The organism is Nitrospirae bacterium YQR-1 (assembly GCA_039908095.1).
Taxonomy (GTDB): domain Bacteria; phylum Nitrospirota; class Thermodesulfovibrionia; order Thermodesulfovibrionales; family Magnetobacteriaceae; genus Magnetomonas.
Genome location: JAMOBJ010000007.1, coordinates 76,421 through 101,245, shown reverse-complemented (window position 1 = coordinate 101,245; position 24,825 = coordinate 76,421). Strand labels below are relative to the sequence as shown.

General features: G+C 42.8%; 24 protein-coding genes and 1 pseudogene. 17 read left to right on the top strand and 8 right to left on the bottom strand.

Translation table 11 applies throughout. The features are described 5' to 3' along the window. The first annotated feature begins 395 nt into the window (after positions 1 to 395). Positions 396 to 554 (top strand): rubredoxin, encoded by a 159-nt coding sequence (locus tag H7844_05875; GenBank protein MEO5356811.1) that lies wholly within the window; start codon positions 396 to 398, stop codon positions 552 to 554. A gap of 27 nt (positions 555 to 581) precedes the next feature. Further along, positions 582 to 1,811, top strand: a complete 1,230-nt coding sequence (locus tag H7844_05870) for a PAS domain-containing sensor histidine kinase (GenBank protein MEO5356810.1) — start codon at positions 582 to 584, stop codon at positions 1,809 to 1,811. A 168-nt stretch (positions 1,812 to 1,979) separates the two neighbouring features. On the opposite strand, the gene H7844_05865 is transcribed toward H7844_05870, so the two are convergent. After that, entirely contained in the window at positions 1,980 to 3,512 is a 1,533-nt protein-coding gene (locus tag H7844_05865; GenBank protein MEO5356809.1) for an alginate export family protein, read from the bottom strand. Positions 3,513 to 3,869: 357 nt separating this feature from the next. Next, positions 3,870 to 4,031, bottom strand: a complete 162-nt coding sequence (locus H7844_05860) for a hypothetical protein (GenBank protein ID MEO5356808.1) — start codon at positions 4,029 to 4,031, stop codon at positions 3,870 to 3,872. A 172-nt stretch (positions 4,032 to 4,203) separates the two neighbouring features. Here H7844_05860 and H7844_05855 point away from each other — a divergent pair, with 172 nt between their 5' ends. Beyond that, complete coding sequence (locus H7844_05855; GenBank protein MEO5356807.1) at positions 4,204 to 5,280, top strand: LptF/LptG family permease; 1,077 nt, start codon at positions 4,204 to 4,206, stop codon at positions 5,278 to 5,280. Beyond that, positions 5,277 to 6,341: an LptF/LptG family permease gene (locus tag H7844_05850; protein ID MEO5356806.1), complete on the top strand. Its 1,065-nt coding sequence runs from the start codon at positions 5,277 to 5,279 to the stop codon at positions 6,339 to 6,341. The genes H7844_05855 and H7844_05850 overlap by 4 nt, the downstream gene beginning before the upstream one ends. A 73-nt stretch (positions 6,342 to 6,414) precedes the next feature. Here the strand turns inward: H7844_05850 and H7844_05845 are convergent, their stop codons facing one another. Then, a complete protein-coding gene (locus tag H7844_05845) occupies positions 6,415 to 7,890 on the bottom strand; it encodes a PilZ domain-containing protein (GenBank protein ID MEO5356805.1) in 1,476 nt (491 codons plus the stop codon). A 372-nt stretch (positions 7,891 to 8,262) separates the two neighbouring features. Here H7844_05845 and H7844_05840 point away from each other — a divergent pair, with 372 nt between their 5' ends. The 13 genes and pseudogenes from H7844_05840 (at position 8,263) to H7844_05780 (ending at position 18,365) form a co-directional block, all read left to right on the top strand. Then, positions 8,263 to 8,817, top strand: a complete 555-nt coding sequence (locus H7844_05840) for a flagellar basal body-associated FliL family protein (protein ID MEO5356804.1) — start codon at positions 8,263 to 8,265, stop codon at positions 8,815 to 8,817. Between the two features lie 13 nt (positions 8,818 to 8,830). Continuing rightward, on the top strand, positions 8,831 to 9,799 hold the full coding sequence (gene fliM / locus H7844_05835) for a flagellar motor switch protein FliM (GenBank protein MEO5356803.1): 969 nt from the start codon (positions 8,831 to 8,833) through the stop codon (positions 9,797 to 9,799). Between the two features lie 31 nt (positions 9,800 to 9,830). After that, positions 9,831 to 10,133, top strand: a pseudogene (gene fliN / locus H7844_05830) (flagellar motor switch protein FliN). After that, positions 10,130 to 10,477, top strand: a complete 348-nt coding sequence (locus H7844_05825) for a flagellar biosynthetic protein FliO (protein ID MEO5356802.1) — start codon at positions 10,130 to 10,132, stop codon at positions 10,475 to 10,477. The pseudogene fliN and the gene H7844_05825 overlap by 4 nt, the downstream one beginning before the upstream one ends. Continuing rightward, on the top strand, positions 10,474 to 10,668 hold the full coding sequence (locus H7844_05820; GenBank protein ID MEO5356801.1) for a hypothetical protein: 195 nt from the start codon (positions 10,474 to 10,476) through the stop codon (positions 10,666 to 10,668). Before H7844_05825 ends, H7844_05820 begins: the two co-directional genes overlap by 4 nt. After that, a complete protein-coding gene (fliP, locus tag H7844_05815; GenBank protein ID MEO5356800.1) occupies positions 10,665 to 11,303 on the top strand; it encodes a flagellar type III secretion system pore protein FliP in 639 nt (212 codons plus the stop codon). The genes H7844_05820 and fliP overlap by 4 nt, the downstream gene beginning before the upstream one ends. Further along, positions 11,300 to 11,569 (top strand): flagellar biosynthesis protein FliQ, encoded by a 270-nt coding sequence (fliQ, locus tag H7844_05810; GenBank protein MEO5356799.1) that lies wholly within the window; start codon positions 11,300 to 11,302, stop codon positions 11,567 to 11,569. The genes fliP and fliQ overlap by 4 nt, the downstream gene beginning before the upstream one ends. Position 11,570: 1 nt before the next feature. Next, positions 11,571 to 12,359, top strand: a complete 789-nt coding sequence (locus H7844_05805) for a flagellar biosynthetic protein FliR (GenBank protein MEO5356798.1) — start codon at positions 11,571 to 11,573, stop codon at positions 12,357 to 12,359. Positions 12,360 to 12,370: 11 nt separating this feature from the next. After that, complete coding sequence (gene flhB, locus H7844_05800) at positions 12,371 to 13,405, top strand: flagellar biosynthesis protein FlhB (protein ID MEO5356797.1); 1,035 nt, start codon at positions 12,371 to 12,373, stop codon at positions 13,403 to 13,405. 8 nt (positions 13,406 to 13,413) lie between these two features. Next, on the top strand, positions 13,414 to 15,447 hold the full coding sequence (gene flhA, locus H7844_05795; GenBank protein MEO5356796.1) for a flagellar biosynthesis protein FlhA: 2,034 nt from the start codon (positions 13,414 to 13,416) through the stop codon (positions 15,445 to 15,447). Next, positions 15,437 to 16,780 (top strand): flagellar biosynthesis protein FlhF, encoded by a 1,344-nt coding sequence (gene flhF, locus H7844_05790; GenBank protein MEO5356795.1) that lies wholly within the window; start codon positions 15,437 to 15,439, stop codon positions 16,778 to 16,780. The genes flhA and flhF overlap by 11 nt, the downstream gene beginning before the upstream one ends. Beyond that, positions 16,774 to 17,610 (top strand): MinD/ParA family protein, encoded by an 837-nt coding sequence (locus H7844_05785; protein MEO5356794.1) that lies wholly within the window; start codon positions 16,774 to 16,776, stop codon positions 17,608 to 17,610. Before flhF ends, H7844_05785 begins: the two co-directional genes overlap by 7 nt. Before the next feature lie 17 nt (positions 17,611 to 17,627). Continuing rightward, positions 17,628 to 18,365, top strand: coding sequence for a FliA/WhiG family RNA polymerase sigma factor (locus tag H7844_05780; protein ID MEO5356793.1), 738 nt, complete (start codon positions 17,628 to 17,630; stop codon positions 18,363 to 18,365). Between the two features lie 84 nt (positions 18,366 to 18,449). On the opposite strand, the gene H7844_05775 is transcribed toward H7844_05780, so the two are convergent. The 5 genes from H7844_05775 to H7844_05755 form a co-directional block, all read right to left on the bottom strand. Next, positions 18,450 to 18,950 (bottom strand): SoxR reducing system RseC family protein, encoded by a 501-nt coding sequence (locus H7844_05775; protein MEO5356792.1) that lies wholly within the window; start codon positions 18,948 to 18,950, stop codon positions 18,450 to 18,452. 210 nt (positions 18,951 to 19,160) lie between these two features. Beyond that, entirely contained in the window at positions 19,161 to 19,826 is a 666-nt protein-coding gene (locus H7844_05770) for a metal-dependent hydrolase (protein ID MEO5356791.1), read from the bottom strand. Between the two features lie 108 nt (positions 19,827 to 19,934). Then, a complete protein-coding gene (locus tag H7844_05765; protein MEO5356790.1) occupies positions 19,935 to 21,614 on the bottom strand; it encodes a tetratricopeptide repeat protein in 1,680 nt (559 codons plus the stop codon). After that, entirely contained in the window at positions 21,556 to 23,172 is a 1,617-nt protein-coding gene (locus tag H7844_05760) for a tetratricopeptide repeat protein (protein ID MEO5356789.1), read from the bottom strand. The genes H7844_05765 and H7844_05760 overlap by 59 nt, the downstream gene beginning before the upstream one ends. A gap of 9 nt (positions 23,173 to 23,181) precedes the next feature. Continuing rightward, positions 23,182 to 24,819 (bottom strand): tetratricopeptide repeat protein, encoded by a 1,638-nt coding sequence (locus H7844_05755; protein ID MEO5356788.1) that lies wholly within the window; start codon positions 24,817 to 24,819, stop codon positions 23,182 to 23,184. Positions 24,820 to 24,825 lie beyond the last annotated feature (6 nt).

Below are 24,825 nucleotides of genomic sequence, written 5' to 3'. Positions count from 1 at the left end.
AAACTTTTGAATATAGCCTGTTATGTAGTGGCTAAAAAAAGTTGGAGCAAAGATGGAAAAAAGAAAATACAGGGAGAGTTATGTTCAAAAATATATAAAATGATGAAAATCCATATTGATTTTAGTATTGTTGATGAAAAAATAAACTTTTTATAGTGGAACAAAATACATAGGTCTGCTGTAATCTGAAGTTTCTCCTCTAAAACCACTTTTAACGGGATACAGGTTTTTCTATATCGGATTTCGGGCGACGTATTGACATAGCCAGGCACAGAAGTTTATAATAAACATCAGGGTGGCTGTGGGGGCAGGCATTAACCGCTGAAATACATGAGACATTATAAATAAGTTACCGGTAACCGTTTTTTTCAGACTTGTACTTAGAGAAAAGGAAGATGACCAAGTATATTTGTATCGGCTGCGGCTATATATATGATCCCTCAAAAGGAGATGAGCGGCAGGGAATAGCCTGTGACGTTACCTTTGCAGCGCTTCCCGATGCATGGCGCTGCCCTGTATGCGGAGTTACAAAGAGCGAGTTTGCACCATGGTAACTAACCAGAGATTTAAATGTCGTGTTTATGAGCACAAATACCGATAAATCTCAAAGCGCTGAACAATCGTACTGTAGCACTGATTTTCTTCAGGCTATAATGGATAATATTCCTGACTCAATATTTTTTAAAGACAGAGAAAGCCGTTTTGTACGTGTAAACAATGCTAAAGCAGAACACTCTAAAACAACAGCAGCGGAAATGATAGGAAAAACAGATTTTGACTATTTTCCACCGGCTCAGGCTCAAAAGGCATTTGATGATGAACTCCAGATAATCTCCTCCGGAGTTGCCATCAAAAACAAGATTGAAAAAATAACACATAGAAATGGTAAAGAAACATGGGTATCTGCAACAAAAATACCATGGTATGACAGCAGCGGCAGCATAGTCGGCACTGTAGGAATCTCAAGGGATATTACCGATATGATAACCTACGAAGAAAAACTCAGGGAAAGTGCCAATGCCCTTAGGATACTAAACGAAAATCTTGAGGAAAAGGTCAGAGAAGAAGTAAAAAAACGCACGGACCATGAACAGTTGCTTATACATCAATCAAGACTTGCCGCCATGGGTGAAATGCTCTCCATTATAGCCCACCAGTGGAAGTCTCCTCTTAACAGTCTTGCTCTGATAATACAAGACTATGCCGGAGCAGTTGAATCCGATGGTGAAACAACAAAAGGTGTTATGCATCTTGTTGAGGAGACCATGGATCAGATTAATTTCATGTCCCAGACAATAAAAGATTTTAAAGATTTCTTTGAACCATCTAAAGAAAAATTTATGTTTTGTTTAACTGATGCTATCAACAACGTCATATCTATAATATCAGCACTTTTAAAGCATAATTCTATTGACGTTTCCTTAACTGTCGATACACAAGTTAAACCGGAAATAACGGGATACCCAAATGAGTTTAAGCAAGCTGTGCTCAATATTTTAAACAATGCAAAAGATTCCATTATTGAAAAGAGAAAGACCATGGCTGACAGACGTTATAAGGGTAACATAGATATTGCGCTTTGTGACAACGGCACCGATTATAAATTAACTATAAAAGACAACGGCACAGGTATCAGCGACAACGTCAGAGAACAGATATTTGACCGGTATTTTACGACAAAGAATAAACACTCGGGAATGGGAATAGGGCTATATATGGCAAAAACCATTATCGAAAACAACATGAATGGTTCAATCACAGCCGAGAACCATCCTGATGGCGCTGTGTTTACTATTTTACTTCGTAGTTAATAAAAAACTTCAGTCTCCTCGCCACCTGTAGGCTACTGTGGTTCAGGCGACAGAGGATACTTCTTACTTTCCTACCCACTCGATCCGGTAAAGAGCCGTAAAATTCTTACAAAAAAAAGGGCTGCCAAAAGGCAGCCCTCTCTTATCATACATCTCTATTAAGAGATGTTAGAAGTTTAACTGTATGCCATGCCTGATTGCATATGCATCGTTTCTGGTGTACTCATAGGTTGTAACAGGGTTTGCAGTGCTGAGGTTTGTATAAGTAAATGTCTCAGTCTTAACTCTGTCATAAGAGTTACCTGTAAAGAAGTAACCGCCCTCTACATAGTACTGAAGGTTCTTTGCAATCTTGTATGCAAGTTTAGCATCAACTTCCCATCCGAGGTTGCCGGAAGGGTTGCCATTGTAGATTGCTACGTTTCTGGAAGCGTGCAGCCAATATAAATAGAGCTCGCCATAAAGGGACTTTGACATATCTGCCGCTACTCCACCCTTTAAGTACATGGTGTTACAAATACCTGAATTGGTTAAGCCGCCGCATGCTGTAGGTGTGTGGTACTCATATACATAGGTGTAGTGCTGGTCGTTGCCCAGTGAGGTTACAAAGTACTTGATATCGTTAGTGGTGTCTTCATCGCCGTTTCCGCTGCCGTAAGCAAACTCAAGTGTTAACTTAACTGGAGGAGTTATTTTGTAATCAACGCCGGCTAAAAGAGCCCAACCTCTCATTTTTGCATCGCTGCCGGAAGCTATCCTGTAATTTCCTGCCTGAGCCTCAATATCGCCTCTTAAGGTTAACCCGTTGCTCCATGTACCATCAGCGCGTACGCCGAAGTTCCATAAGTGCACTTTTGCATCGGTGCTGCCGCCAAATGACTGGTCATCAACATAAGTTATATCGCCGCTGATACCCCAGTGTGGGTTCCTGTATCTAACTTCCGCTACATATGCGTCTGCATCATCAGGTGCGCCGATTGTGCTTTCTTTAAACTTTATTGTTTTTACTTCAATATGCCATTCCTTTGAAGGGTCTGCTATGAACCTGATACCATCATCGCCGAATTTTGTGTGATCAAAAAACAGCCCGTTTCCGAGTTTGAAGAGCTGATGTCCAATCTGCACGCCAACGCCGTTCTTGTAGTACTTAAGCCATGCCTGGCGAAGCCTGAGGTCTCCAGCTTTTGCGTTACCAACCTGAGCTATGCCGGTTGCTGCCGAGCTTGTGCCCCATCTTTCAGTATCTGTGGTGTTTGTATCACCCTGGTTTGATTCAAGCTCAATAAAGCCCTGTGTTGTATCGGCAACCTTTACATCCATGCTGACTCTTACTCTGGTATCATAAAATGACTGGTGGTCGTCACCGGAGCTTATAACCCTGGAGCCAAGTGTCTGGGTACCGTTAGTTCTAACGCCGGTATATCTGTTACCATAGATGCTTGTTACATCATAAGCCACTGGTGTGGCTATGCCATAGCCGGTTACATTTAACTGTGTATAAGCTACCTGACCGTCATCTACCTGGTCAACTACGTTACTTCTGTAGGAACCTCTGAACCTGAGCTCTCCACCAATAGTGATCTTGGTGTCACCCTTTGCAACCATTGCCGTATCGGACTTAGCATCGTCTGCTGCAAACACAACAACGCTAAAACCTAACGTAAGGATTGCAATCATTGCCATTATTAAAAGTTTCTTCAATGTGTTACCCTCCCAAACCAAACTTGAGTTTTTTCTGCCTACGGCAGAATTTAATCTTGAAATTAATATTTCCACAGTCGCTTCATTCCGAATCCGATGTCTCCTTCATTGGCATTACCGCCAAATCCCTCAGCCTCCAACTATCACCTCCTTTTTTATTTATGTAAATTCTCCACTTTAAAATTCTCTTCCTGCCTCATCAACCGCTATATTTCATCTTCATCTGTCCGCTATATTATAATTCATCTCAACACATTACTTGCAATTCCTGTGCCAGCCCATAAAAACAACACTTTCAACACATTACCGCTCATTTCATGTTGTTTTTTTACAACACACTGTGTTCAAGTGACACATCTATAAGCTTCCACCTTTCAAACACCTGTTAACCACTACTTTACCTCCACTCATTGCGGCAGGCAACCTGACCGGCACCTTCTGAAACCAAACTAACACGTTACCCACCTTGCTGCCGTTAGAACACCCTTTTGGCTTACCCTGTGCCTGCAACCCACTCATCTTAATTATACATGACAGTTTTTAATGCACACTAAAGTTACCTGAAACGCAGGTTGTGGTAGTATAACCTATCTTTATAAAAAAAGCAAGCCTTTTATATACCAAAAAAAATTTTTTTATTTTTTTATTTTTTTAGGGCGAATTTTGTTATTTTTGCTATTATATCGGAGCTGTGAAATCTAAGATCAAAATTATAGAAAAATATATACTTAAAGAAATATTCTATAACTTTGTTCTAAGCCTTTTGGCGTTTAATCTGGTTTTAATGATGGAGAGGATACTGAAGTTCAGTATGCTGCTTTCGGGAGTGGGCGCTTCATTGTGGGATTTTCTGGGTATAATAGTGCTGATACAGCCACAATTGTTTTTGTTAACCATCCCTATGTCCTTAATGTCGGCGGTGATGTTTACTTACGGCAGGCTAAATACCGACAATGAGCTTACAATTTTGCGCACATGCGGCATGTCTTTTCTTTCCGTCTCAAGGCCGGTATTTTTTTTCGGCTTTATTTGTTTTACTTTAAGCCTCTTTAACAGCTTTTATCTTGGCCCTAAAACCGCTAAGGAGCTTCGTCTCAGTATCACAGAGCTGATTACAACTAAATCGCCCAGGGCAATAAAGGAGGGAAACTTTTATACATTATTTAAAGATGTTGTTATTTTAGTCAAAAAGAAACCGGCTGCGGATATTCTTAACGACATTTTTATTTACGATAAGAGGGACCCTGCACGTTCCTTTACCATTTTCGCAAGAGAGGGAATTATATCTGTATATGGAGGCACAAAGATAGGCTTCATCCTTAAAGATGGAGAGGTGTTTTTGCCGGAGGGCCTGGACTTAACGAAAATAACTTTCAGCAGCTACAACATGATACTTAACCTGACTCCACAGATAAGCTCTCAGATAAGCGAGCTTACCCCTGCTGAGATACTTGCAAGGGCACAGGAAACAGAGGGAGAGGAAAGAATCCAGGTACTTTTAGAGTTACATAGAAGGCTTGCCCTGCCGTTAATCGTGCTGGTACTCAGTGCCCTTGCCCCTGCAATAGCCTTTGCCTCCAAAAAGACCGGCAGGCTGGGAGAGCTGAGTCTTGCCATGCTGGTCTTTATAACCTACTACAGCGGCCTTATTTATTTTGAAAAGCTGGCACGTACCGGAAAACTGCCTCACTACGTAAGCGGATGGCTTCCTCTTATAATTCTCCTAACATTTACGTCGGTCTTTTTCAGCAGGATGACCAAACGATGAAAATCCTCACAAGACTTTACGTAAAGGAGACAGCTTCAGTTGTGTTTATCGTCTCCCTCGGTCTTTCAGTTTTAATTGCCTTGTTTGAGGTTATAGACAAACTCGATAAGCTGGTTAAATTCTCTCCCGGTTTTAACGATTTTGCCTTGTACTGGGTTTATGTGCTGCCTAAGTATTTAAAGTATCTGCTGCCTATGGCAGTGTTGATGGCAGTGCTTGTTGTGTTTGGCCATGCATCCAAAGCCGGCGAACTGGTTGCTGTTAAAGCCTCCGGTGGAAGGTTAAAGAAGCTCTTTCTGCCTGTTATTATTATGGCGCTTATGGTCTCAATTTTTGACTTTGCGGTTGATGAATTTATTGCCGGCAAATTTAACCTCTATGCCAACAACCTGCTTTTTAAGATTAAAAACAAAAAAGAACGCCTTGTATTTAAAACAAAGGATGTGTGGTTTATGGAAAAGGGCAATATGATTATCTACGCCTCCAGCTATCAACCTGAGGATAAATCACTGACCGACGTAAGCATATTTATCACAGAGGGCGGCAAACTGGCTGAAATTATAAGAGGTAAGAGATGCTACTTCAACGGTACGCTCTGGGTCATGGATGAGGCGCTGAAATACGACCTCGGTGCAATGAGCGCCTCAAAAGTCAAAGAGCTGCATTTTGAAGAGTTTAAAACCACCAACATTTATGATGAAAGCGTTATGATTTCTGATGAAATGTCCTTTGTGGATTTATACAAACATAACAGCAGGCTGAGAGTTGCCGGCTATAACAACCAGAGGGTGCTCGTTGACTTAAATGCAAAGCTCTCGTATCCGTTTACGTGCATGGTTATGGTGTTGTTGGGGCTCTCCATATCGGCACGGTTTAAAATGGGAGGCAACATAATCAACGTGGGGCTCTCCATTGCCATAAGTCTCATTTACTGGATTTTCTTTGCCATGGCCATATCTCTGGGGTACTCGGGGATTTTACCGGCATTTCTTTCCGCATGGGTCATTCCTGTCTCCTTTGGCAGTGTCGCCGCTTACTTCTTTAATAAAATTCCGGAGTAGTAACCGGAGCACTAATACCAAGTAGCAGTCATCCGATTAACTTTGTCAGCATCGTCACAAGCTCCTTAACGGTTTAAGATTGTGAGTTAACAAAAGTCTTTACAATTTCTGCATGTTCTGCAGTAAGGTTAACAAATTCCATGCCGACAAGTGAGTGGTCGTACTTACGCTGTATTGACCTTGATGTGGCTTGTATGTTTTCAAGAGTTCTGTTAAGCAGCCGGAATGTGATATAGAACTCCTTATTATATTGGAATTCCTTATCCGTTGCGGTCTGAATTCTGATAAAGCATCCATTGTTGCTTATATTTAGAATAACAGCATCGTAAGTGGAAATAGTTTGAAGCTCCAGTACCTTTGCAGGTATTGTTACCTGAATTCTCTGCTGCTTGCGTTTAGCGACCTTGGCACGCTTAAACACGCCATATCCCCACAACTGGTAACGGTTTATTATAACATTTACTTTAGAAGGAGGTACAATTGTTTTAACGGTAAACTCATCTAAAGATGTATCTCTTTTTATGGCAACAGTCGGCACCTTGTTATTATGCCTTAACACCGTATAAGCAATTGGAGCGTTAATTCTCTCTCCCCTTTGCGTAACAATAGCAATCTCATTGTTTGCCAGCTGTACGAAAGTGCCCGGGGGATATATACCGAGGTTTTTAATAAATACGGCGGATATATCAGGATCGAGACTTTCGTTTTTATTGAGAAATAATTCCTTCAGTGCAACCGTGGGCAACAGTGGTTTGCGGTAATGCCTGCCGGAGACCCGTGCACAGTAAATATCTGCAAGAGCTATTACTCTGGATGGTTCCTCTATGCCTTTGTCTTTTAGTTTTGAAGGATAACCGGTGCCGTCAAGCATCTCATGGTGCTGAAGCACGGCGGTAAGCCATAGATCGTTTTTAACACCAAACTGTTTAAGTACTTTAACGCCCTCTAACGGGTGCTTGTTTACCTCCTCTTTCTGATACGGTGAAAGCGGCTCCTGTTGAAAATGAAGCCTTTCCTGAAGTTCTATCATTCCAATATTCATTGTTAATGCGGCAGAGATGAGATTAGCACGTTCTTCCTGAGACCAGCCCATTTTCTTTGTCACTATTTCACTCACTATCGCCGTATGAATAGGATGTTTAACCGTGTAACGCGATTCATGTTCAAGCATTATAGTTCCAAGGGCTAAGTCCTCATCAATACTGCAAACATCCTGAACAATTTTGGCGGAATTACGGACTTTCTTCTGAAAATCCTTCTCTCTTTTTAAATTGTCAAACAGTCCGTCTATTTTTATGTTAAGCAAGTCAAGGTTTTCAAAAGGCAGGTCAGCATCAACTATTTGCTCTATGTCAATGTCTTCATCTTCCTCAGGGATAACCTCATCCCCCTCCGGCTCTATTACTATTGCACGTGATATTTTGGCAACGTCTTTGTCGGTCATGACATAGCCGCGCCCAAGCATCAGATTACCATTTTCATCATACAGGGGCTTATCCAGGGGTTTCCCTACCATTGCAGTTGAGAGCTTAAGCACTCGCATTTTCATCTTATCAATACCACCTACTTAAAATCTATCATTGTTACGGTGCTTTTATCAACAGTAGTGATGTAAGTATCATTAGGTTTTTTATCGGTTATTATATCACATATCTTAAAGAAACCCTTCTTTCTCCGTCATTTCCGGCCACAGGGACTGTGTCATGTGTGTGTATGTCCTGAAAAAAACCTCGACTCAGCCTCCCTCATCGGCTTCTCTCCTGTGAGTGTTCAAAAGGCGGCTTTTTGTCAATTCATTGACATATTAATTGCTCTCTATGTGTATAAAAGAGACGGTTTTATTAGCTATTGCACTCTGGCATGAAATTTGATATTATTAAGTATAAGGTGAAATTTATAGAATGGGGGGTGTGCAAAGATTATGCAAAAAGAAGATTCTGAAGAAGAACAGCTGGACGGTCCCAAACCAAAAAAGAAATTAAACATGAAGCAGCTTATAATTTTTGCAGGCATCATTCTTGTGTTAGTTGGAGCCGGCTACTTAGGATATAACAAATTTCTGAAAAAGCACGACGATGCCGCCGGTGCCCCTGAACAGGTGGAAAAGAAGGTGGAAAAGCATGAAGAGAAGAAACCGGAAAAAAAAGAACATAAGGAGAAAAAGAAACCAAAAGATATTCACGCCGCCATACTACCGCTTGATCCATTTGTAGTAAATCTGATTGAGGCCGGCAGATATATGAAAATAACGGTACAAGTTGAAATAGAGGATAAAAAAATGGAGGCTGAGATGAAAGAGAAACTGCCCATTCTCAGAGACGCCATTATTATCTTGCTAAGTTCTAAATCGCTGGAATCCGTCTCCGGCCCGGACGGTAAGTTAATGTTAAAAGATGAAATGCTTGCAAGGGTTAATCAGGCTCTGGGAGAGGATTTAATAACAAATATTTATTTTACAGACTTTGTAGTGCAATAAACTAAGGAAAATTATGAATAAGATACTGTCACAAGATGAAATTGATGCCCTGTTAAAAGGAGTACAGGCAGGGAGCATAGATACTGAACCGGCTGCCGGTGATGAAGCCGGCGTCAAAACCTACGACTTAACCAATCAGGAAAGAATCATCAGGGGCAGGATGCCCGGACTTGAAATAGCCAATGAGCGTTTTGCAAGATTTTTCAGAAACTCCATTTCCGCCATCATAATGAAGTTTGTTGACGTTAATATTCACGGTGTTGAGATGATGAAGTTCAGCGAGTTTATGAAAACCCTTCCTCTGCCATCGAGCATAAATATATTTAAAATGGAACCTCTGAAGGGGTATTCTCTGTTTGTGATAGGCGCTCCTGCCGTCTTTGCCTTCGTAGAGTACTTTTTTGGTGCAACCACGGCACGCAATACCAAGAGTGAAGGACGCTATTTTACTCCAATTGAACAGCGAATAATCAAGAAAGTCGTAGGAATGGTTTTAAAAGACCTTGCTTTGGCATGGAAAGGTATTGCCACGGTTCAGCCGGAGCACGTAGGCTCTGAGATGAACCCCCAGTTTGTTACCATAGTTACCCCTACTGAGGTTATCATAAAAATTGAGGTACATATTGAGGTCGAGGACTTCACAGGTAAGATGTATTTCTGTGTACCTTATTCAGTCATTGAGCCTGTGAAGGAAAAACTCTACTCAGGTATTCAGGCTGAAAAGCTTGAAACCGACCATCGCTGGGTGGCACGGCTTAAAGACATATTGTTTGTTTCAGAGATAAATGTCAGCGTTGAACTGGGTAGAACAGACCTCCTCATTGAGGAGCTCTTAAACCTTCAGATAGGTAACATCATTCCCCTCAACAGATCTGTAACTGATGAACTGACTGTTAACATTGAGGGTGTGCCTAAGCTTAAGTGCGTTCCAGGGGTAAGAAAGGGTAATCAGGCAATTAGAATAACAGGAGTTATTCAATGATTTTGGAGGTTGAGGTATGGATGCAGTGAAAGCTGATTTTCAGGAATTTGAAAAAGAAGCCCCTCAGGAGGGTATGAGAGATATAAAGTTCCTGCTTGATATTCCACTTACAATTACAGTTGAAATTGGAAGGACTAAGATGTTGATTCAGGATTTGCTGCAACTAGGGCAGGGCTCAGTTGTGGAGCTTGATAAGCTGGCAGGTGAGCCTATGGAAATACTCGTCAACCAAAAGGTAATAGCAAGGGGTGAGGTTGTCGTTGTTAATGAGAAATTCGGAATCAGGCTTACAGACATAGTGAGCCCCAACGAGAGGCTGAAACAGTTAAGATGACAGCTGCCGTTATACAGATGGTTTTTGCTTTAGGGGTGGTGATTTTTATCATCTACGGAATATCATATTATATGAAAAAACGGAACAAACAGGGCGGTTTTCTCTCTGTAAAGGAGTACCTGCCGCTGGGCCCTAAGAGGGGAATCGCTATGGTTAAGGTTGGGGCTGAGTTTTTAATCTTGGCGGTTACGCCTAACGACTTACGCCTTCTTAAGACAATTAAAGAATTACCGCAGCCGGAGCAGGATTTTCACACCAGTCTAAGCGCTGAGGTTGTAAGACTGGGAGATGAAAACATCTCATCAGCCGGTTTAGGATCTACCGATTCACGGAGTGGATTATGAATTTTTCAAGAAAGAACATCTCAATAAAAACCAGGAAATGTTACCTCTCCCCTTGCGGGGAAGGGTTAGACCGGGGGGTAAGATTTGTTACAAACGCCCTCCCCCAGCCCCTCCCGTCAAGGGAGGATAGTGATAAAAAAAATCTTAAAATACAAGCACTTGAATTGAGTTTCCTTGGAGGTAACAGATGAATTTCAACATAGATCATCCACTGGTTTCGATGTTTCTGTTGATGAGTTTTCTTTCACTTTTGCCTGCAATGCTTATAATGTTAACGTCTTTTACACGAATTGTGGTTATCCTGTCTTTTTTACGGCAGGCAATAGGCGGGGCACAGATACCGCCAAATGCAGTGGTAATAGGGCTTTCTATTTTTATTACTTTCTTTGTTATGGCTCCAACATTTGATAAACTTGCCAAAGATTCAATCGGCCCCTATATAGACAAAAAGATTACCCTTACCGAGGCTTTTAAGCGCGGCGAGGAGCCTGTTAAGTCCTTTATGCTCAAGCAGACCAGACAAAAGGACATAGCCCTGTTTATACAACTCTCCAAATCGGAGCAGCCCTACGAGGCTAAGGATGTACCATTTAAGGTGGTCGCTCCGGCCTTTGCTATCAGTGAGCTCAAGACAGCTTTTGAGATGGGTTTTTTGCTGTATCTGCCCTTTATTATCATAGACATGGTGGTAGCAAGCGTTATGCTCTCAATGGGTATGATGATGGTGCCTCCGGTAATGATTTCACTACCGTTTAAACTTCTGCTGTTTGTTTTAGTTGACGGGTGGAATCTTATTGTGGGGTCAATTGTAAGGAGCTTCCAATGACAGTCGAAATGGTTAAAGACATATCCGGCGAGGTATTTAAGACTCTGTTGACGGTATCCGCCCCCATGCTTTTAGTCAGCATGGTGGTAGGCTTGCTTGTCAGCTTTTTTCAGGCAATAACCCAGCTTCAGGAATTTACACTTACCTTTGTGCCTAAAGTTGTGGCGGTATTTGCCTGTATTTTCATTCTTATGCCGTGGTTATCGAGGGTTATGATAGCTTTTACAACTCATTTGATAGAAAAGATGCCGATGTATGTGAGGTGACATGGAGCAGTTAAGCCAGCTTATAAATGCTAAGGAGGCATCAAAAGAGATAGGTAATTTCCTGTTTATACTTATCAGAACGTCCATATTTATGGGTATGATGCCAATCTATGGCAGCAAGAACTTTCCATCTCAGTTTAAAATCGGCTTTGCCGTGGCTCTTGCACTACTTTTAGCCCCTATTGTAGATGTTAATATTACGGAAGAGGACAGAATTCCATCTTTTTTGGCAAAAGAAGTACTTTTTTCTATGCTGTTTGGAGGCGCTGCACGATTTATTTTTACCGCCGTCAATATGGCAGGCAATTTTATAAGCAACAGCATGTCTCTTTCCGTTGCCACCACGTTTGACCCTGAGTTTGGCCAATCGGCGGAGGTTAGCAGGCTTTTAGGGATTATACTGACGCTGGTGTTTGTTGCTATGGATGCGCACCACGATTTACTCGTTATGTTTGTAATGAGTTATGAGCTGCTCCCCCCCAGCAGGATTGTTTTAGACAAATCAATGATTAATGCCTTTATGGGTGGAACAAAATTATTTATTGTGGCAATAAAGGTTGCCTCTCCGATAATGGTGGGAATGTTGGTTGCAAATCTGCTGTTAGGGCTGCTCTATAAGGCGGCCCCGCAGATAAACATATTTTTCGTTAGTTTTCCAATATTTATTTTTGTAGGATTGCTCCTCATGATAGCCGGAATGCCGGTAATGATTTATGTTTTCGGCCTGAACATAGCAAATATAAAAAACGACATGTATCGTGTGATGGAACTGTCAACGAGCGGGAGATAGGTTAGAGGGAGATGGCGGAGGGACAGGAAAGAACAGAACGAGCTACACCGCGGCGGCGGCAAAAGGCACGCGAGAAGGGACAATTTGCCCGAAGTAAAGAGCTAACCTCCGTGGCAGGCATGGCAGGCATGATTGGTGTCCTTTACTTTGGCGGAAGACACTTCATCTTTAGTGCTAAGGAGGTAACCATCAACTTCCTAAACCTCTCCTACGGCCTTGATCCTTTTGTCAACATAAAAGTTGCAATGGCTAAAACACTGCTTTTGCTGCTTCCGTTTATGTTGGGGATTATAGTGCTTGCAATGACATCAGAGATAGCACAAGTGGGTTTCATGCTTAAGGATATGGAGTTAAGTTTTTCAAGGCTTAATCCTATAGAGGGGATTAAGCGTATATTTTCAATAAACGGCCTTTTTGAGTTTCTTAAAAATCTGTTTAAATTTATTGGTGGAATACTGATTTTTTATTTAGTAATTAAGTCGGACATTGTTAAGCTTCCGCTTCTTATGGGAAAGGAGTTCAACCAACTTACCTATGCGGCTTATGATTTCTTGAAAGAAGCTATATGGTATGGGTTTTTGTATCTTTTTGTTATAGCAGTGGTGAGTTTCGTTATAGAAAAGTACCGGTTTGAAGAGTCAATCAAGATGTCTAAAGAGGAGATCAAAGAGGAGTTCAAAGAGACTGAAGGTGATCCGAAAATAAAGTCGAGAATAAGAAGCATCCAAAGGGAAATTGCCAGGAAGCGTATGATGGCGGAAGTACCTAAAGCCACAGTGATAATAACAAACCCAACCCATCTTGCCATTGCCTTGATGTATAAGGAAGGCGGCAGCGCTCCCCCTCAGATAATAGCAAAGGGCTCGGGGTTTATAGCGGAAAGAATCAGGGAAATTGCCAGGGAACATAAGGTGCCTGTTGTTGAGGATAAGCCATTGGCGCGGTTGCTTTTCAAACTTGAGCTTAACACCTACATTCCACAGGAACTCTATAAGGCAGTTGCACGAATCCTTGCATACATATATAAACTTAAGGGAAAGATTTAGGATAGCAAGTGAACTGGCTTAAAATTATACAAGACAGAGCGGAGATAGTAGTATCCATAGCAGTGGTAAGCATTCTTGGGGTAATGCTTATACCACTGCCTCCTTTTTTGCTTGACATGCTGCTTTCCATATCGATAGCCATATCGATAGTTATATTGATAACCAGTGTTTATATACAGAAACCACTTGATTTCTCGGTGTTTCCCACGATGCTTTTGTTGACCACTCTCTTTAGGCTTTCCTTAAACGTAGCAACCACACGGCTTGTTCTTCTTAAGGGCAATGAGGGAATGGACTCGGCGGGGACGGTTATCATGGCCTTTGGAAACTTTGTAGTAGGTGGTAACTACACGGTAGGGCTTATTATATTTCTGATTCTGGTTATTGTGAATTTTGTGGTAATAACCAAAGGTTCAGGGAGAATTGCAGAGGTGGCGGCGAGGTTTACCCTGGATGCTATGCCCGGTAAGCAGATGGCAATAGATGCCGACTTAAATGCAGGCTTAATCGACGAAAAGGGGGCAAAGAAACGCCGTGAGTTAATAGCTCAGGAGGCGGACTTTTATGGAGCTATGGACGGTGCGAGTAAGTTTGTCCGCGGAGATGCCGTTGCCGGCCTTATCATTACCGCTATAAATATTTTCGGCGGAATTTTTATTGGTGTTATTCAAAAGGATATGCCCATAGTTGATGCACTTCAGACCTATACAATCTTAACTATCGGGGATGGTATGGTAACTCAGATACCGGCCCTGTTAATATCAACGGCGGCAGGTATCGTGGTCAGCCGTGCAGGGAAGGAGTCCGACATGGGCCATGATATAACCCAGCAGGTGCTGGTTAACCCTAAGACTCTTTTCACAGCGGCAGGTATTTTATTTGTTTTTGCAATTGTGCCGGGGCTTCCGCATGTGCCGTTTTTATTGATAGCGGCGGCAGCTGCCGGTTTAGCATATCTATTGACATTAAAAGCTAAAGAGGATGAGACGGCGGAGCATCCCGCCGAAATACCGGCTGAGGAGCCCAAACCTGAGACGTTTATTGAAATTGATCCACTTACACTTGAAATCGGTTATGGCCTTATACCGCTGGTTGAGGAACAACGTGGTGAGCTTCTCGGTAAAATAAAGGCGATGAGAAAACAGCTTGCCAAAGAAATAGGTTTTGTTATTCCCGCTGTCCATATAAGAGACAACCTTCAGCTGCGCCCGCATGAGTACAGCTTTATGATAAGAGGTATAGAGGTGGCAAGAAACGAGGTTATGATGAACTACTGGCTGGCTGTGGCCTCAGAGGATGTGGAAAGAATAGACGGCATACCTTCCAAAGAGCCCGCCTTTGGTCTGCCTGCTTTCTGGATAGAAGAGGCTAACATAGATAGTGCTCAGATAGCTGGATATATGGTTGTAGATACGCCTACAGTTATTGCCACGCATCTTACCGAGTTAATAAGAAAGCACTGTTGGGAGCTGCTCTCAAGAACCGAGGTTCAGAATATTCTTGACAACGTCTCACGCTCATACCCAAAAATAGTGGAGGAACTTGTACCTGCCTACATGACCCTTGGCGGAATTCAGAGAGTGCTGCAGGGGCTTCTCAAAGAGCGTGTGCCCATCAATGATATAGTGACAGTGCTTGAGACAGTATTGGATTATGCCCCAAATGTAAAAGACCCCGACATACTGGCCGAACACGTAAGGCAAGCCCTTGGCAGACACATAAGCAAACAGTACGCTATGCAGGATGGCTCGGTGCCGGTATTTACACTGGATCCACGCTTTGAATCCTCAATCGGCAGAAGTGTTCAGACCGGCGAGGCTATAAATCCTGATATTATTAACAGGTTGGTTAAGGGCGTGGAAAAACTTATGGACAAAGAGGGGTTACGGGGAGTGCAGCCGATAATTTTATGTTCCTCGCACATAAGGAGATTTTTAAAACGTTTATTGGACAGGTTTGTACCCTCAGTGGTGGTTCTGTCCAATGCTGAGATTTCCTCGGCAAGGCTTTATACGTTAGGAGTGGTCAGATATGAAGATTAAAAAATTTCAGGCAAGAACATTTTCAGAAGCGCTTTCGATGGTCAAGAAGGAATTGAGTGACGATGCCATAATACTGTCCACAGAGGAAATCAAGGGAGCAACTCCATGTGTGGAGGTAACGGCGGCAGTTGACTATGACGCACCAAAGGCGGCAACTTATGACACCCGTGCGGTAAGACTTAAAAATGACCTAAATATTTTGGAGAAAATACGGAATTTGAGCAAGGAAAGCACGAAAGAGACAAAGGTGACGAAACAGGCTAAGGATGGCGGAAAGGCTGCAAGGGGGAAGGCTCTTCAAAGGGTGGATTCCGCTGACAGTGCTGAGAGTGTCTTTCAGGCAGAGCCTTCAGGGAGTGTAAGAAGTGTTAAGCCTGCTGCGGATGATATTAAATCCGTTGAGATAAAAACTCCTGAGGCTCCGGAGAGAGCGGCTGTGGCAGCGGAGCCAAAGGCTGAGCCTGCCTTTACCCAGAGAGAGCTGGAGTATCTCTTCAATAAGATGACAAATAAAGTAAAGAATGAGATAGAGTTTTTAAGAGACAGCATAGAGGATATGAAAAATCTTGGTTTTGAAACGTCTTTACCGCCAAAGAAGAGAATGTTGTTGTATTATCTAAAAGAGCGGGCGATACGTGAGGAGTATGCTATACTATTATGTGAAAAGGCGAAGGATTTGCAAGACATACCGGCTCTTATCATGTCAAACATCAAAGTAAAAGATAAACTTACAGATAGAAAAGCGGTAATGCTGATAGGCCCAACCGGTGTGGGTAAGACTACAACGATAGCCAAACTAGCCGCCAATTCTATAAGAGAGGGCAAAAAGACAGCGATTATTAATCTCGACACATACCGCATAGGAGCAGTGGAGCAGGTACGCATCTATGCCCGCATAATGGGAATACCAGTGGCTGTGGCCTCAACCCCTACAGAACTTAAAAGCACTCTGTTACGGTTTGCAGAGACAAGGGATGTAATATACATAGATACAACGGGCAGGAGCCCGATGGATGAGGCATATATGGACGATATGGCGGAGATATGCCTCTCTGACTTGCCGATAGAGGTGCATTTGCTGATGAGCGCTAACAGTGATGATGAGTTTATGACCGAGGCGTATCGCTACTACAGACGTCTTCCGATAAATTATCTTGGCTACACAAAGGTGGATGAGGCGGTACGATATGGTTCGATGTATAATATGGCATTAACATACCAAAAACCAATAGCCTACATAACAACGGGACAGAAGGTACCGGATGACATAGAGTTTGCAGGGATGCAACGGATAACGGATTTGGTTTTAAAAAAGGAGTTTTTTAAATGTTAAGAGGTGGAGGGAGAGAGAAACACATCCGCACGATAGCGATGGCCAGCGGCAAGGGCGGGGTGGGCAAGACCAACATAGTGGCAAATCTTGCAATAGCTATGAAAAAGCAGGGCCATGAGGTGCTCATTCTCGATGCCGACCTTGGACTAAGTAATATAGACGTGCTTTTACACCTTGCACCCAAGTATAATATGCAGAATGTTCTTAATGGTGAGATGGCACTGGCTGATATAATGGTGGAGGGGCCCCACGGGATAAAGATACTGCCCGCCTCATCCGGAGTTCAGGAGTTAACGGTATTAGATGAATTTCAGAGGCTGCGGCTACTTGACGAATTTGAGTCATTTAATAGTAATCTAGACGTAATGTTGATAGATACGGCGGCGGGGATATCGGAAAATGTGGCGTTTTTCTGTATAGCGGCGCAGGAGATCATAATATTGGCAACACCTGAGCCAACGGCAATGACTGATGCGTATGCTCTGATGAAGGTGCTATATACACGGTATCAGGAGAAGGAGTTTAGTGTTTTGGTAAATAACGTAAGGGGTGAAGACGAGGGCAGAGAGGTCTTTAAACGTCTTGCCACGGCGGCCGAGAAGTTTTTAAGTGTTTCTCTTGATTATTTAGGCTACATACCTTATGATGCAGCCGTACCGGCTGCCGTGAGACAGCAAAGGGCATTTCTGGATGTAAACCCCAACGGTAAAGCATCTAAAAAGGTAACCGACCTTGCTTACAAACTAATGAGCAGAACCAAACACAGGGTTAAGGGCTCACTACAGTTTTTCATCGGCAATTTGCTGTCGGCGGCATCTGATGAAAAATAATAATTCGGGAAGGTAACGTGAAAAAATATAAATCTGAACTTAGCGACGAACAGAAAGAAGAGATAATAAAGGACTTTCTTCCTTTCATAAAATACACGGCATACAGGTTGTCAAACCGGATGCCGCCGCAGTTGACCACAGATGACCTGATAAGTGTGGGAGTGATGGGCTTGCTTGACTCAATAGATAATTACGATGCAAACAGGGCTAAACTTAAGACCTTTGCGGAGTTTAGAATAAAGGGAGCGATGCTTGATGAAATCCGCACCTTTGACACAGCACCGCGCTCTTTGAAGGAGAAGGTCAACGAGTTAAAAGCCGTTCATGCCAAACTGGAGAAATCACTGGGCAGAGTGCCTGAGGATGTTGAAATTGCCAATGAGTTAAATATCAGCATAGATGATTACTATAAGATACTGAAAGACGCCAATTCCGTGATAACGCTCCGGTTTGAGGATTTTAGCAGTAAGACCTCAGACGGCGAGGACATGAACATCATGGAGAACATTCCTGATGTTGCAGGCCGTGATGTTCTGAGTAAACTAGTTGATGAGTCACAGAAGAGGATTCTTGCCGGGCACATTGCCTCCTTACCGGAGAAAGAAAAATTGGTTCTTTCCCTGTACTACTGGGATGAGTTAACGATGAAGGAAATCGGCAAAGTGTTAAGCCTTTCAGAGGGCCGTGTCTGCCAGCTGCACACTCAGGCGGTCCTTCGCCTTAAGTCCAAACTAAGCACAGATCCGCTAAATTAGTTATAAGCACCCGGAGATAATTGAGAAACACTTTGGTATAACGTACGAAAAAACATGTCCACTATAGTATAAGGATGTCCCGTATTACTCAGCAAATCGTTTAAGGTAATCGTCACCCTCGGTGTTGCCGGTATTATTAAGTGAGGCGTCTGCCTTTGCGTTAACAACTCTTTTGATGTGCATTTTTTTATCTTTTTGAAACTTGTTTAACGCTCTGTAGGACCAGAAAGTTACAAAGCCAAAAAGAAGCAAAGCAACCATGACGTCAACAAACACCAGGCCTGTCCACCTGTCAATCACAAACCCAGTAAATGCGCCCAGAATGAGAGCCGCCAGAGGTAACATATATGCGTAGAAATAGCCTTTAAGCAAAGTGCCGGAATCTATCCCTATGGTGACTCTGTCGCCGATTTTAGCATCTATCAGATTTTCCACGGTAAGGGACATTCCGGCACCACCTGGTTTACAAAGTCCCATCTGCCCCAGCCCGCAGCCCTTACATGAACTCCCCCTGTCTATCTGAACCGTTGCAAGGCCGTCTGCATTTTCCACCACTGAGCCTGTTTCCACCACTGAGTTTTTCATATACCGCCTCCCACAATCTTATTTTAGTACGGGTGGCATTGTATCTCATATGATATTTGTCATACGGGGTTATAGCAAAAAGCAAAAGTATGTTCTTATTGAATTTATTAAAGAAGAGATTGCCACACCCCCTGCGGGGGTTCGCAATGACGGCATATAGCTGATTTTACTGTGTTTTTTTGTTCGTCATTGCATGGTTTTCGCTATAGGTTATAATAAGACAATATGACATTTCATCAGAAAAGGGTACGAACACCATGCAAGGTAAAGCAACACTGTATACACAAACAGGGTGGTTATCTTAGAGTGCCCAAAGAGCTTTAATGCCGAGCCGGCTGACTTTTTGGGTGACCAGAAAATAAGGAATTTAAAGTGGACAAGCGACTTTCCCTCATCAAGGACAAGGTGGCTTATGTAGCCGGCGCCTAGTGACAGCGCAATATAAAATCTTTCGTTCATTTCAATGCTGACACGTTGTAACAGAAGAAACGCCGCTAAAGAGGCAATTACGGCTGCCGGTATTGAATGCCACATACCCCTGTGGGTAGTCAGAGTTTTTTTGATGACAGGACAGAGTATAAACTTTGCGGTGGCAGCAGGCCCTACAGCCCATATCAGAAGCTCCTCAATGCCGGACACTTTTTTTTTGAAGTAAAAAAACACAATGATTCCTGTTAGTATTGAAAAGATTGAAGATGCAACGTGAAATGGGACAGAGGATTCGGAATCGAAATCAGCAATCACAGCGCCGGCAGTTGTGCTCAATATAATTGGAAGTACTAAAGAATGCTTAACGTCTGACACAGACACAGCAGTAATTGAAAGAGCCGCCCCTGTAATCAAGCCAAATGTCAGATGGCCTTTAAAACCCGGCATTGACCTCTGCAACAAGTTTTAATTCCGGCCATTTACCTATTTTTTTATCTGTATTCATTTCGCTGTTTAAAAGAAATAATTTATTGCAGTAAATTACTCTGTATTCATTCACTTTTGGTTTCCATAAAGCCTTTTTAGATTATTGATGGCAGAGAGGTAAAACGGATCGGCAGAAAGTGCTTTCCTAAAATACATCTCAGCACCCGCCGTGTCTCCCTTGAGCATCATCACCACACCCATGCCGTTATAAACATAGGGGGAGCCAGGCTTTAAACTATCCGCAATCTGGTAATTAGCTGCCGCCTCATCCAATCTTCCCATGCGCACTAATGTATTTCCCAAATTAATATATGCAGGCGGGTAATTCCTTTGTGTGATGATTGACTTTGTCAGCATTATTTCAGCCTCTTCATATCTTCCTTTTGTCGTGTAGGCTGCACCAAGGTGGCTCATAGCTATGTAGTTATTCCTTGTCACCGATAGTGCATGTTCAAAGAGTCTAACATCACTTGCCCAGAAACTTACCTGTCTGTGCGCAGTGAGCATAAAAAACATGGTTACCCCTGCAAATATAATTGCAACGGCTGCCGTGTAAATTTTATTTGAAGGTTTTTTCGGCACTGCCATAGCTATAGCAATAAAGAGTCCCACATAGGGAATATAGGTATATCTGTCCGCCATCGCCTGTGACCCCACCTGCACTATGCCTATCACAGGCACAAGAGTTGTCATAAACCAAAACCAGCCGGTAAAAAATGACGGCTGCTTTTTTACATAAATTACTGCTAATACCGTAAATATTATCAGGCATAGCAAGGATGCCAAAGCCTTTACCACTGGAAACGGGTTTTCTATTGTATATATGGCTGCCATTGCGGTTGGAAATATCATTTTTATTATGTATGTTATATAGGCGGCAAAGGCATTTTTAAAACGTTCACTCAGAGGCAGATACTCCAGCTTCGCAACAGAGCCGCCGGCTTTCTGGGCATAAAAGGTGACAGCAGAGGAAACAACACTCAGGGCAAACATTGGAATTTTCTCCATAATTAACAGTAACAGTTGTTTAAACCCTGAGTTTAGCTGAAATCTCTTAAGAGGCCAATAATCCATTAGAAGCAGTACAAAAGGAAGCGTTACCGCCATGGGTTTAGACATAAGAGCCGACATGTAGAGAAATGCTGTGAAAATGAGCAGCCATGCCTTCCGTTTTTGGACATATTGCACATAAGAGAGCATTGTCAGCATCCAAAAAAACCCGCAAAGAACGTCCTTACGTTCGGCTATCCATGCAACAGACTCAACGTGCATCGGATGAACTGCAAACATCAAAGCTACAAATGCCGCCGTCCATTTTGATACGAGCAGTCTCTCAAACAAGATAAACAACAAAACTGAGTTTAGTGTGTGCAGAATCAGATTTGTAAAATGATGGCCTCCCGGTTTTAGCCCATACACCTCTACATCAATCATATGTGTTATCAGAGTAAGGGGAAGCCAGTTGCTGTCCACTATGGATGTAAACGCCCATTTTATGTTTTCAAGACTTAACCCCTTTATTACATGGTAATTACCGGCCACATATTTGGGGTCATCATAATCAATAAACTTGAAATCTTTTACCTGAATGTATATAAAAAGTGTCAGAGCTATAATAAGTAATACTATTGCATCCGATGTTTTTAACGGAACCTGCCGGAGTTTACCGGTCATGCCGGCCTGTGTCACCTCATGGACGGACATTTTCTTTCCATTTGAGTTGGCTTTCAATCTCAGCAAGACTTTCACGGGCAGTTCTGAAATAAGGGTTTAGGTTAAGAGCCATCGTAAAGCATCTCTTTGCATCCTGCAGTTTACCCTGCGCCTTGTAAAGCATTCCCAGGCCGTTATAGGCCGTGTAAAGCATAGGATTGCGTTTTATCGCTTCCTTATAAACATACATAGCATCACCGGTACGGTTTTGGTTAAGCAGCACAAAGGCAAGGTTTATATAGGACTCAAGGTAGTCAGGGTTTATTCTTATTGCTTCACTAAGGTACTGCTCTGAAAGAGTAAGATTTCCCCTTATGGCATAAGCCGTGCCCAGGTTATAAAGTGCAACAAAATTGTTTTTAGTTACCTGTGAGGCACGTCCAAAAAGAGTAAAATTATCCCGCCAGTAATTGACCTGTTTTTTGGAGACCACCGTAAAGACAACCACAACGATGGCCAATATTAAAAAAAGTGAACCCGTTTGTTTAACTGTTTTGGGTTTAGGAAGCAACATGGAGACAATAAGAAACAGGCCGATTGATGGAATATAGGTGTATCTGTCAGCCATGCTGTGTAGGCCAATCTGAACCGCACCTGCCACCGGAAATAGCGTGCCCAGATAAAACAACCAACCTGTCAAAAGCCACGGAGCTCTCCTTATATACCTTATAGAAATTATGGTTATAAGGACAATAACTACCGCCGATACCAAAAACCAGCTAATCGGGATGTTTTTCTCAAGCGGATACAGAGGTGAGAGTCCTTGTGGCCAGACCATCATGTACATATACTTCACATAGGCAACAACAGCATTTTTAAGCCTTAAAACCAACGGGATAGCCTCAAATTGCTCCTCCCCGTCAAAACCAATCTGAATCCTGTAGGTGATGATGCTGGAAAAAGCCGAAAAAATTAAAAAAGGGATTTTCTCGGCAATCAGCCACGTTGTTGATTTACTCTCAAGGGTTGCATTTGTGAAAGTAAACCTTCTTAGCGGCCAGAAATCAAACAGTAGAAGCACAAAAGGCAGCGTGACAGCCATTGGTTTTGACATAAGTGACAGGATGAAAAAAAGCAGGGCGGGAAGATACCTCTTTATATGTGGCCTTTTAACATATAAAACGTACATCAGCACTGTAAGCATCCAGAAAAAAGCGCTGAGGACGTCCTTTCTTTCAGAAATCCATGCAACAGACTCTACATGGGTGGGATGGACGGCAAATACGGCTGCACAAAAGGCACCGGCCGGTAAGTTTTCAAGCATGAGCCACAGGATTATAAAAAGAAGCACTGAGTTGGCACAGTGTAGTACCACATTAGTAATGTGATGGCCCCCGATGTTGTTGCCATAGAGAGACACATCCATCATGTGTGTTATAAGCGTAAGGGGAAGCCAGTTGCTGTCCACTACGGCAAGTGAGGCCCACTTCAACGACTGCACATTTAAACCGGAAAGAACATTACGGTTTTGGCTCACGTAGAGATTATCATCGTAGTCAACAAAACCAAAATGAGCCGTATCTGAGTAGATGAAAGAAATAACTGTTATGAGGGAAATGCAGATGGCAATTTTAATATAAATGTCTTTTTTCATGTCTGACAATTACTTTATCCTTCCCATCATTTCATTTACAGTATCCAGATTTATCTGAGCCTCCTGCATACCCGGGTCATGCTTTAGTGCGCTTTGAAACGCATCATGAGCTTCCGCTATTTTACCATCTTCTAACAGGGCAATACCAAGGCCGTTAAATGCGCGGGAAATATTAGGGCCTGCCACAGGTATGGATTTTTTAAAATACCGGACGGCCTCATCAATTCTTTGCAAAGCCAGAAGCTCATATCCGGCATTTATGTATGGTTTGCCGAAATCGGGTTTAAGGACAACAGCCTTCTTATAACTTATGAGTGCCTCCTCGTGCTTTCCCTCAGAGGCTTTTATGTATCCAAGGTTATAGTAAGCCATGTAGTTTTTGGAGTTAACCTCTATGGCACGGTATGTTAGACTGAGACTGTCCGTCCAGTATGAGACCTCAATACGGGCAGCGTAAGACAGCAACAGGATACTTAGTGCGGCCAATATGCTAAGTGGTAATTTCAATTTAGGAAACCCTTCTGTTATTTCAAACACGCAAACAACGGCTATGACAAAAAGCCCGATGTATGGAATGTACGTATATCTGTTAGCCATGGCCTGAAGTTCCACCTGAATAAGGCCGATTACCGGCAGCAGGGTTACAAAAAACCAAAGCCAGCCAAATATAAACCACGGTTTAGTTTTTGCTTTCAGCAAAGCCACCGTGGTTATACCAACAATTATAAAAGCTGAGATGACGGCGGAGGGCAGTGGGATGCTCTCCGGCATAGGATAAAAATTGGAAAGACCGGTTGGCCAAACCGCAAAATATAAATATTTGACATATGACAACACTGCGTTTTCAACCCTCAAAGGCAGCAGGAAACGTTGCGAGGACATTAAGTGACCGCCGGTTTTCTGTACATACACTGTTATGACACAAGAGGCGGCGGAGAGTATGATAAACGGGATTTTCTCCATTGTCAACCGTAGCAGCCTTTTTACAGTCTCCGCAGAAGGTGCATTTGTTAATCTGCCATGTGGCCAAAAATCAAAAAACAGCAGTACAACTGGAATGGTTACGGCCATTGGTTTAGACATAAGTGCAAAGGCAAAAGAAACCACGGTCAGCATATACCGGAAAATGCCTCTTGTGCGTACCCAGGATACATAACACAGCAGGGTTGTAAAAAACCAAAAAGCACACAGCACGTCTTTTCTTTCCGACACCCATGCCACCGACTCAACATGCATGGGATGAATGGCAAAAAGCGCTCCGATTACGGCCCCCTGCAGTGTTCTTTTAAGTAGTACGGTAAAAAGCATGAAAACCAGCAGGGAATTAACAGTGTGTATTACAAGGTTGGTTATGTGATGTCCGGCAGGGCGTAAACCATAAATTTCAAAATCAACCAGATGCGTCAGCCATGTAAGGGGAAACCAGTTGCCGTCGTTATCTGTTGTAAATGCCCACAGGATGCTCTCCTTTGTAATACCCATTTGTACATATGGGTTGCCGGTAACGTAGCGGTTATCATCATAAATAAGGAATTGGGCGTTCTTTGTGTTCCAAAACACGCTGAGGGTTAAAGCTACAATTAAAACGGCATATGTAAATACGTTTATCCACTCCGGCTTGGGGTTATAGGTACAGGTATCATCCATCTTTGG

Bases quoted from the DNA above. Each gene is read 5' to 3' on its own strand.
- H7844_05875 (MEO5356811.1), top strand. From the start codon at position 396: ATGACCAAGTATATTTGTATCGGCTGCGGCTATATATATGATCCCTCA.
- H7844_05870 (MEO5356810.1), top strand. From the start codon at position 582: ATGAGCACAAATACCGATAAATCTCAAAGCGCTGAACAATCGTACTGT.
- H7844_05860 (MEO5356808.1), bottom strand. From the start codon at position 4,031: ATGAGTGGGTTGCAGGCACAGGGTAAGCCAAAAGGGTGTTCTAACGGC.
- H7844_05850 (MEO5356806.1), top strand. From the start codon at position 5,277: ATGAAAATCCTCACAAGACTTTACGTAAAGGAGACAGCTTCAGTTGTG.
- H7844_05845 (MEO5356805.1), bottom strand. From the start codon at position 7,890: ATGAAAATGCGAGTGCTTAAGCTCTCAACTGCAATGGTAGGGAAACCC.
- H7844_05840 (MEO5356804.1), top strand. From the start codon at position 8,263: ATGCAAAAAGAAGATTCTGAAGAAGAACAGCTGGACGGTCCCAAACCA.
- fliM (MEO5356803.1), top strand. From the start codon at position 8,831: ATGAATAAGATACTGTCACAAGATGAAATTGATGCCCTGTTAAAAGGA.
- H7844_05825 (MEO5356802.1), top strand. From the start codon at position 10,130: ATGACAGCTGCCGTTATACAGATGGTTTTTGCTTTAGGGGTGGTGATT.
- H7844_05820 (MEO5356801.1), top strand. From the start codon at position 10,474: ATGAATTTTTCAAGAAAGAACATCTCAATAAAAACCAGGAAATGTTAC.
- fliP (MEO5356800.1), top strand. From the start codon at position 10,665: ATGAATTTCAACATAGATCATCCACTGGTTTCGATGTTTCTGTTGATG.
- fliQ (MEO5356799.1), top strand. From the start codon at position 11,300: ATGACAGTCGAAATGGTTAAAGACATATCCGGCGAGGTATTTAAGACT.
- H7844_05805 (MEO5356798.1), top strand. From the start codon at position 11,571: ATGGAGCAGTTAAGCCAGCTTATAAATGCTAAGGAGGCATCAAAAGAG.
- flhB (MEO5356797.1), top strand. From the start codon at position 12,371: ATGGCGGAGGGACAGGAAAGAACAGAACGAGCTACACCGCGGCGGCGG.
- flhF (MEO5356795.1), top strand. From the start codon at position 15,437: ATGAAGATTAAAAAATTTCAGGCAAGAACATTTTCAGAAGCGCTTTCG.
- H7844_05785 (MEO5356794.1), top strand. From the start codon at position 16,774: ATGTTAAGAGGTGGAGGGAGAGAGAAACACATCCGCACGATAGCGATG.
- H7844_05775 (MEO5356792.1), bottom strand. From the start codon at position 18,950: ATGAAAAACTCAGTGGTGGAAACAGGCTCAGTGGTGGAAAATGCAGAC.
- H7844_05770 (MEO5356791.1), bottom strand. From the start codon at position 19,826: ATGCCGGGTTTTAAAGGCCATCTGACATTTGGCTTGATTACAGGGGCG.
- H7844_05760 (MEO5356789.1), bottom strand. From the start codon at position 23,172: ATGAAAAAAGACATTTATATTAAAATTGCCATCTGCATTTCCCTCATA.
- H7844_05755 (MEO5356788.1), bottom strand. From the start codon at position 24,819: ATGGATGATACCTGTACCTATAACCCCAAGCCGGAGTGGATAAACGTA.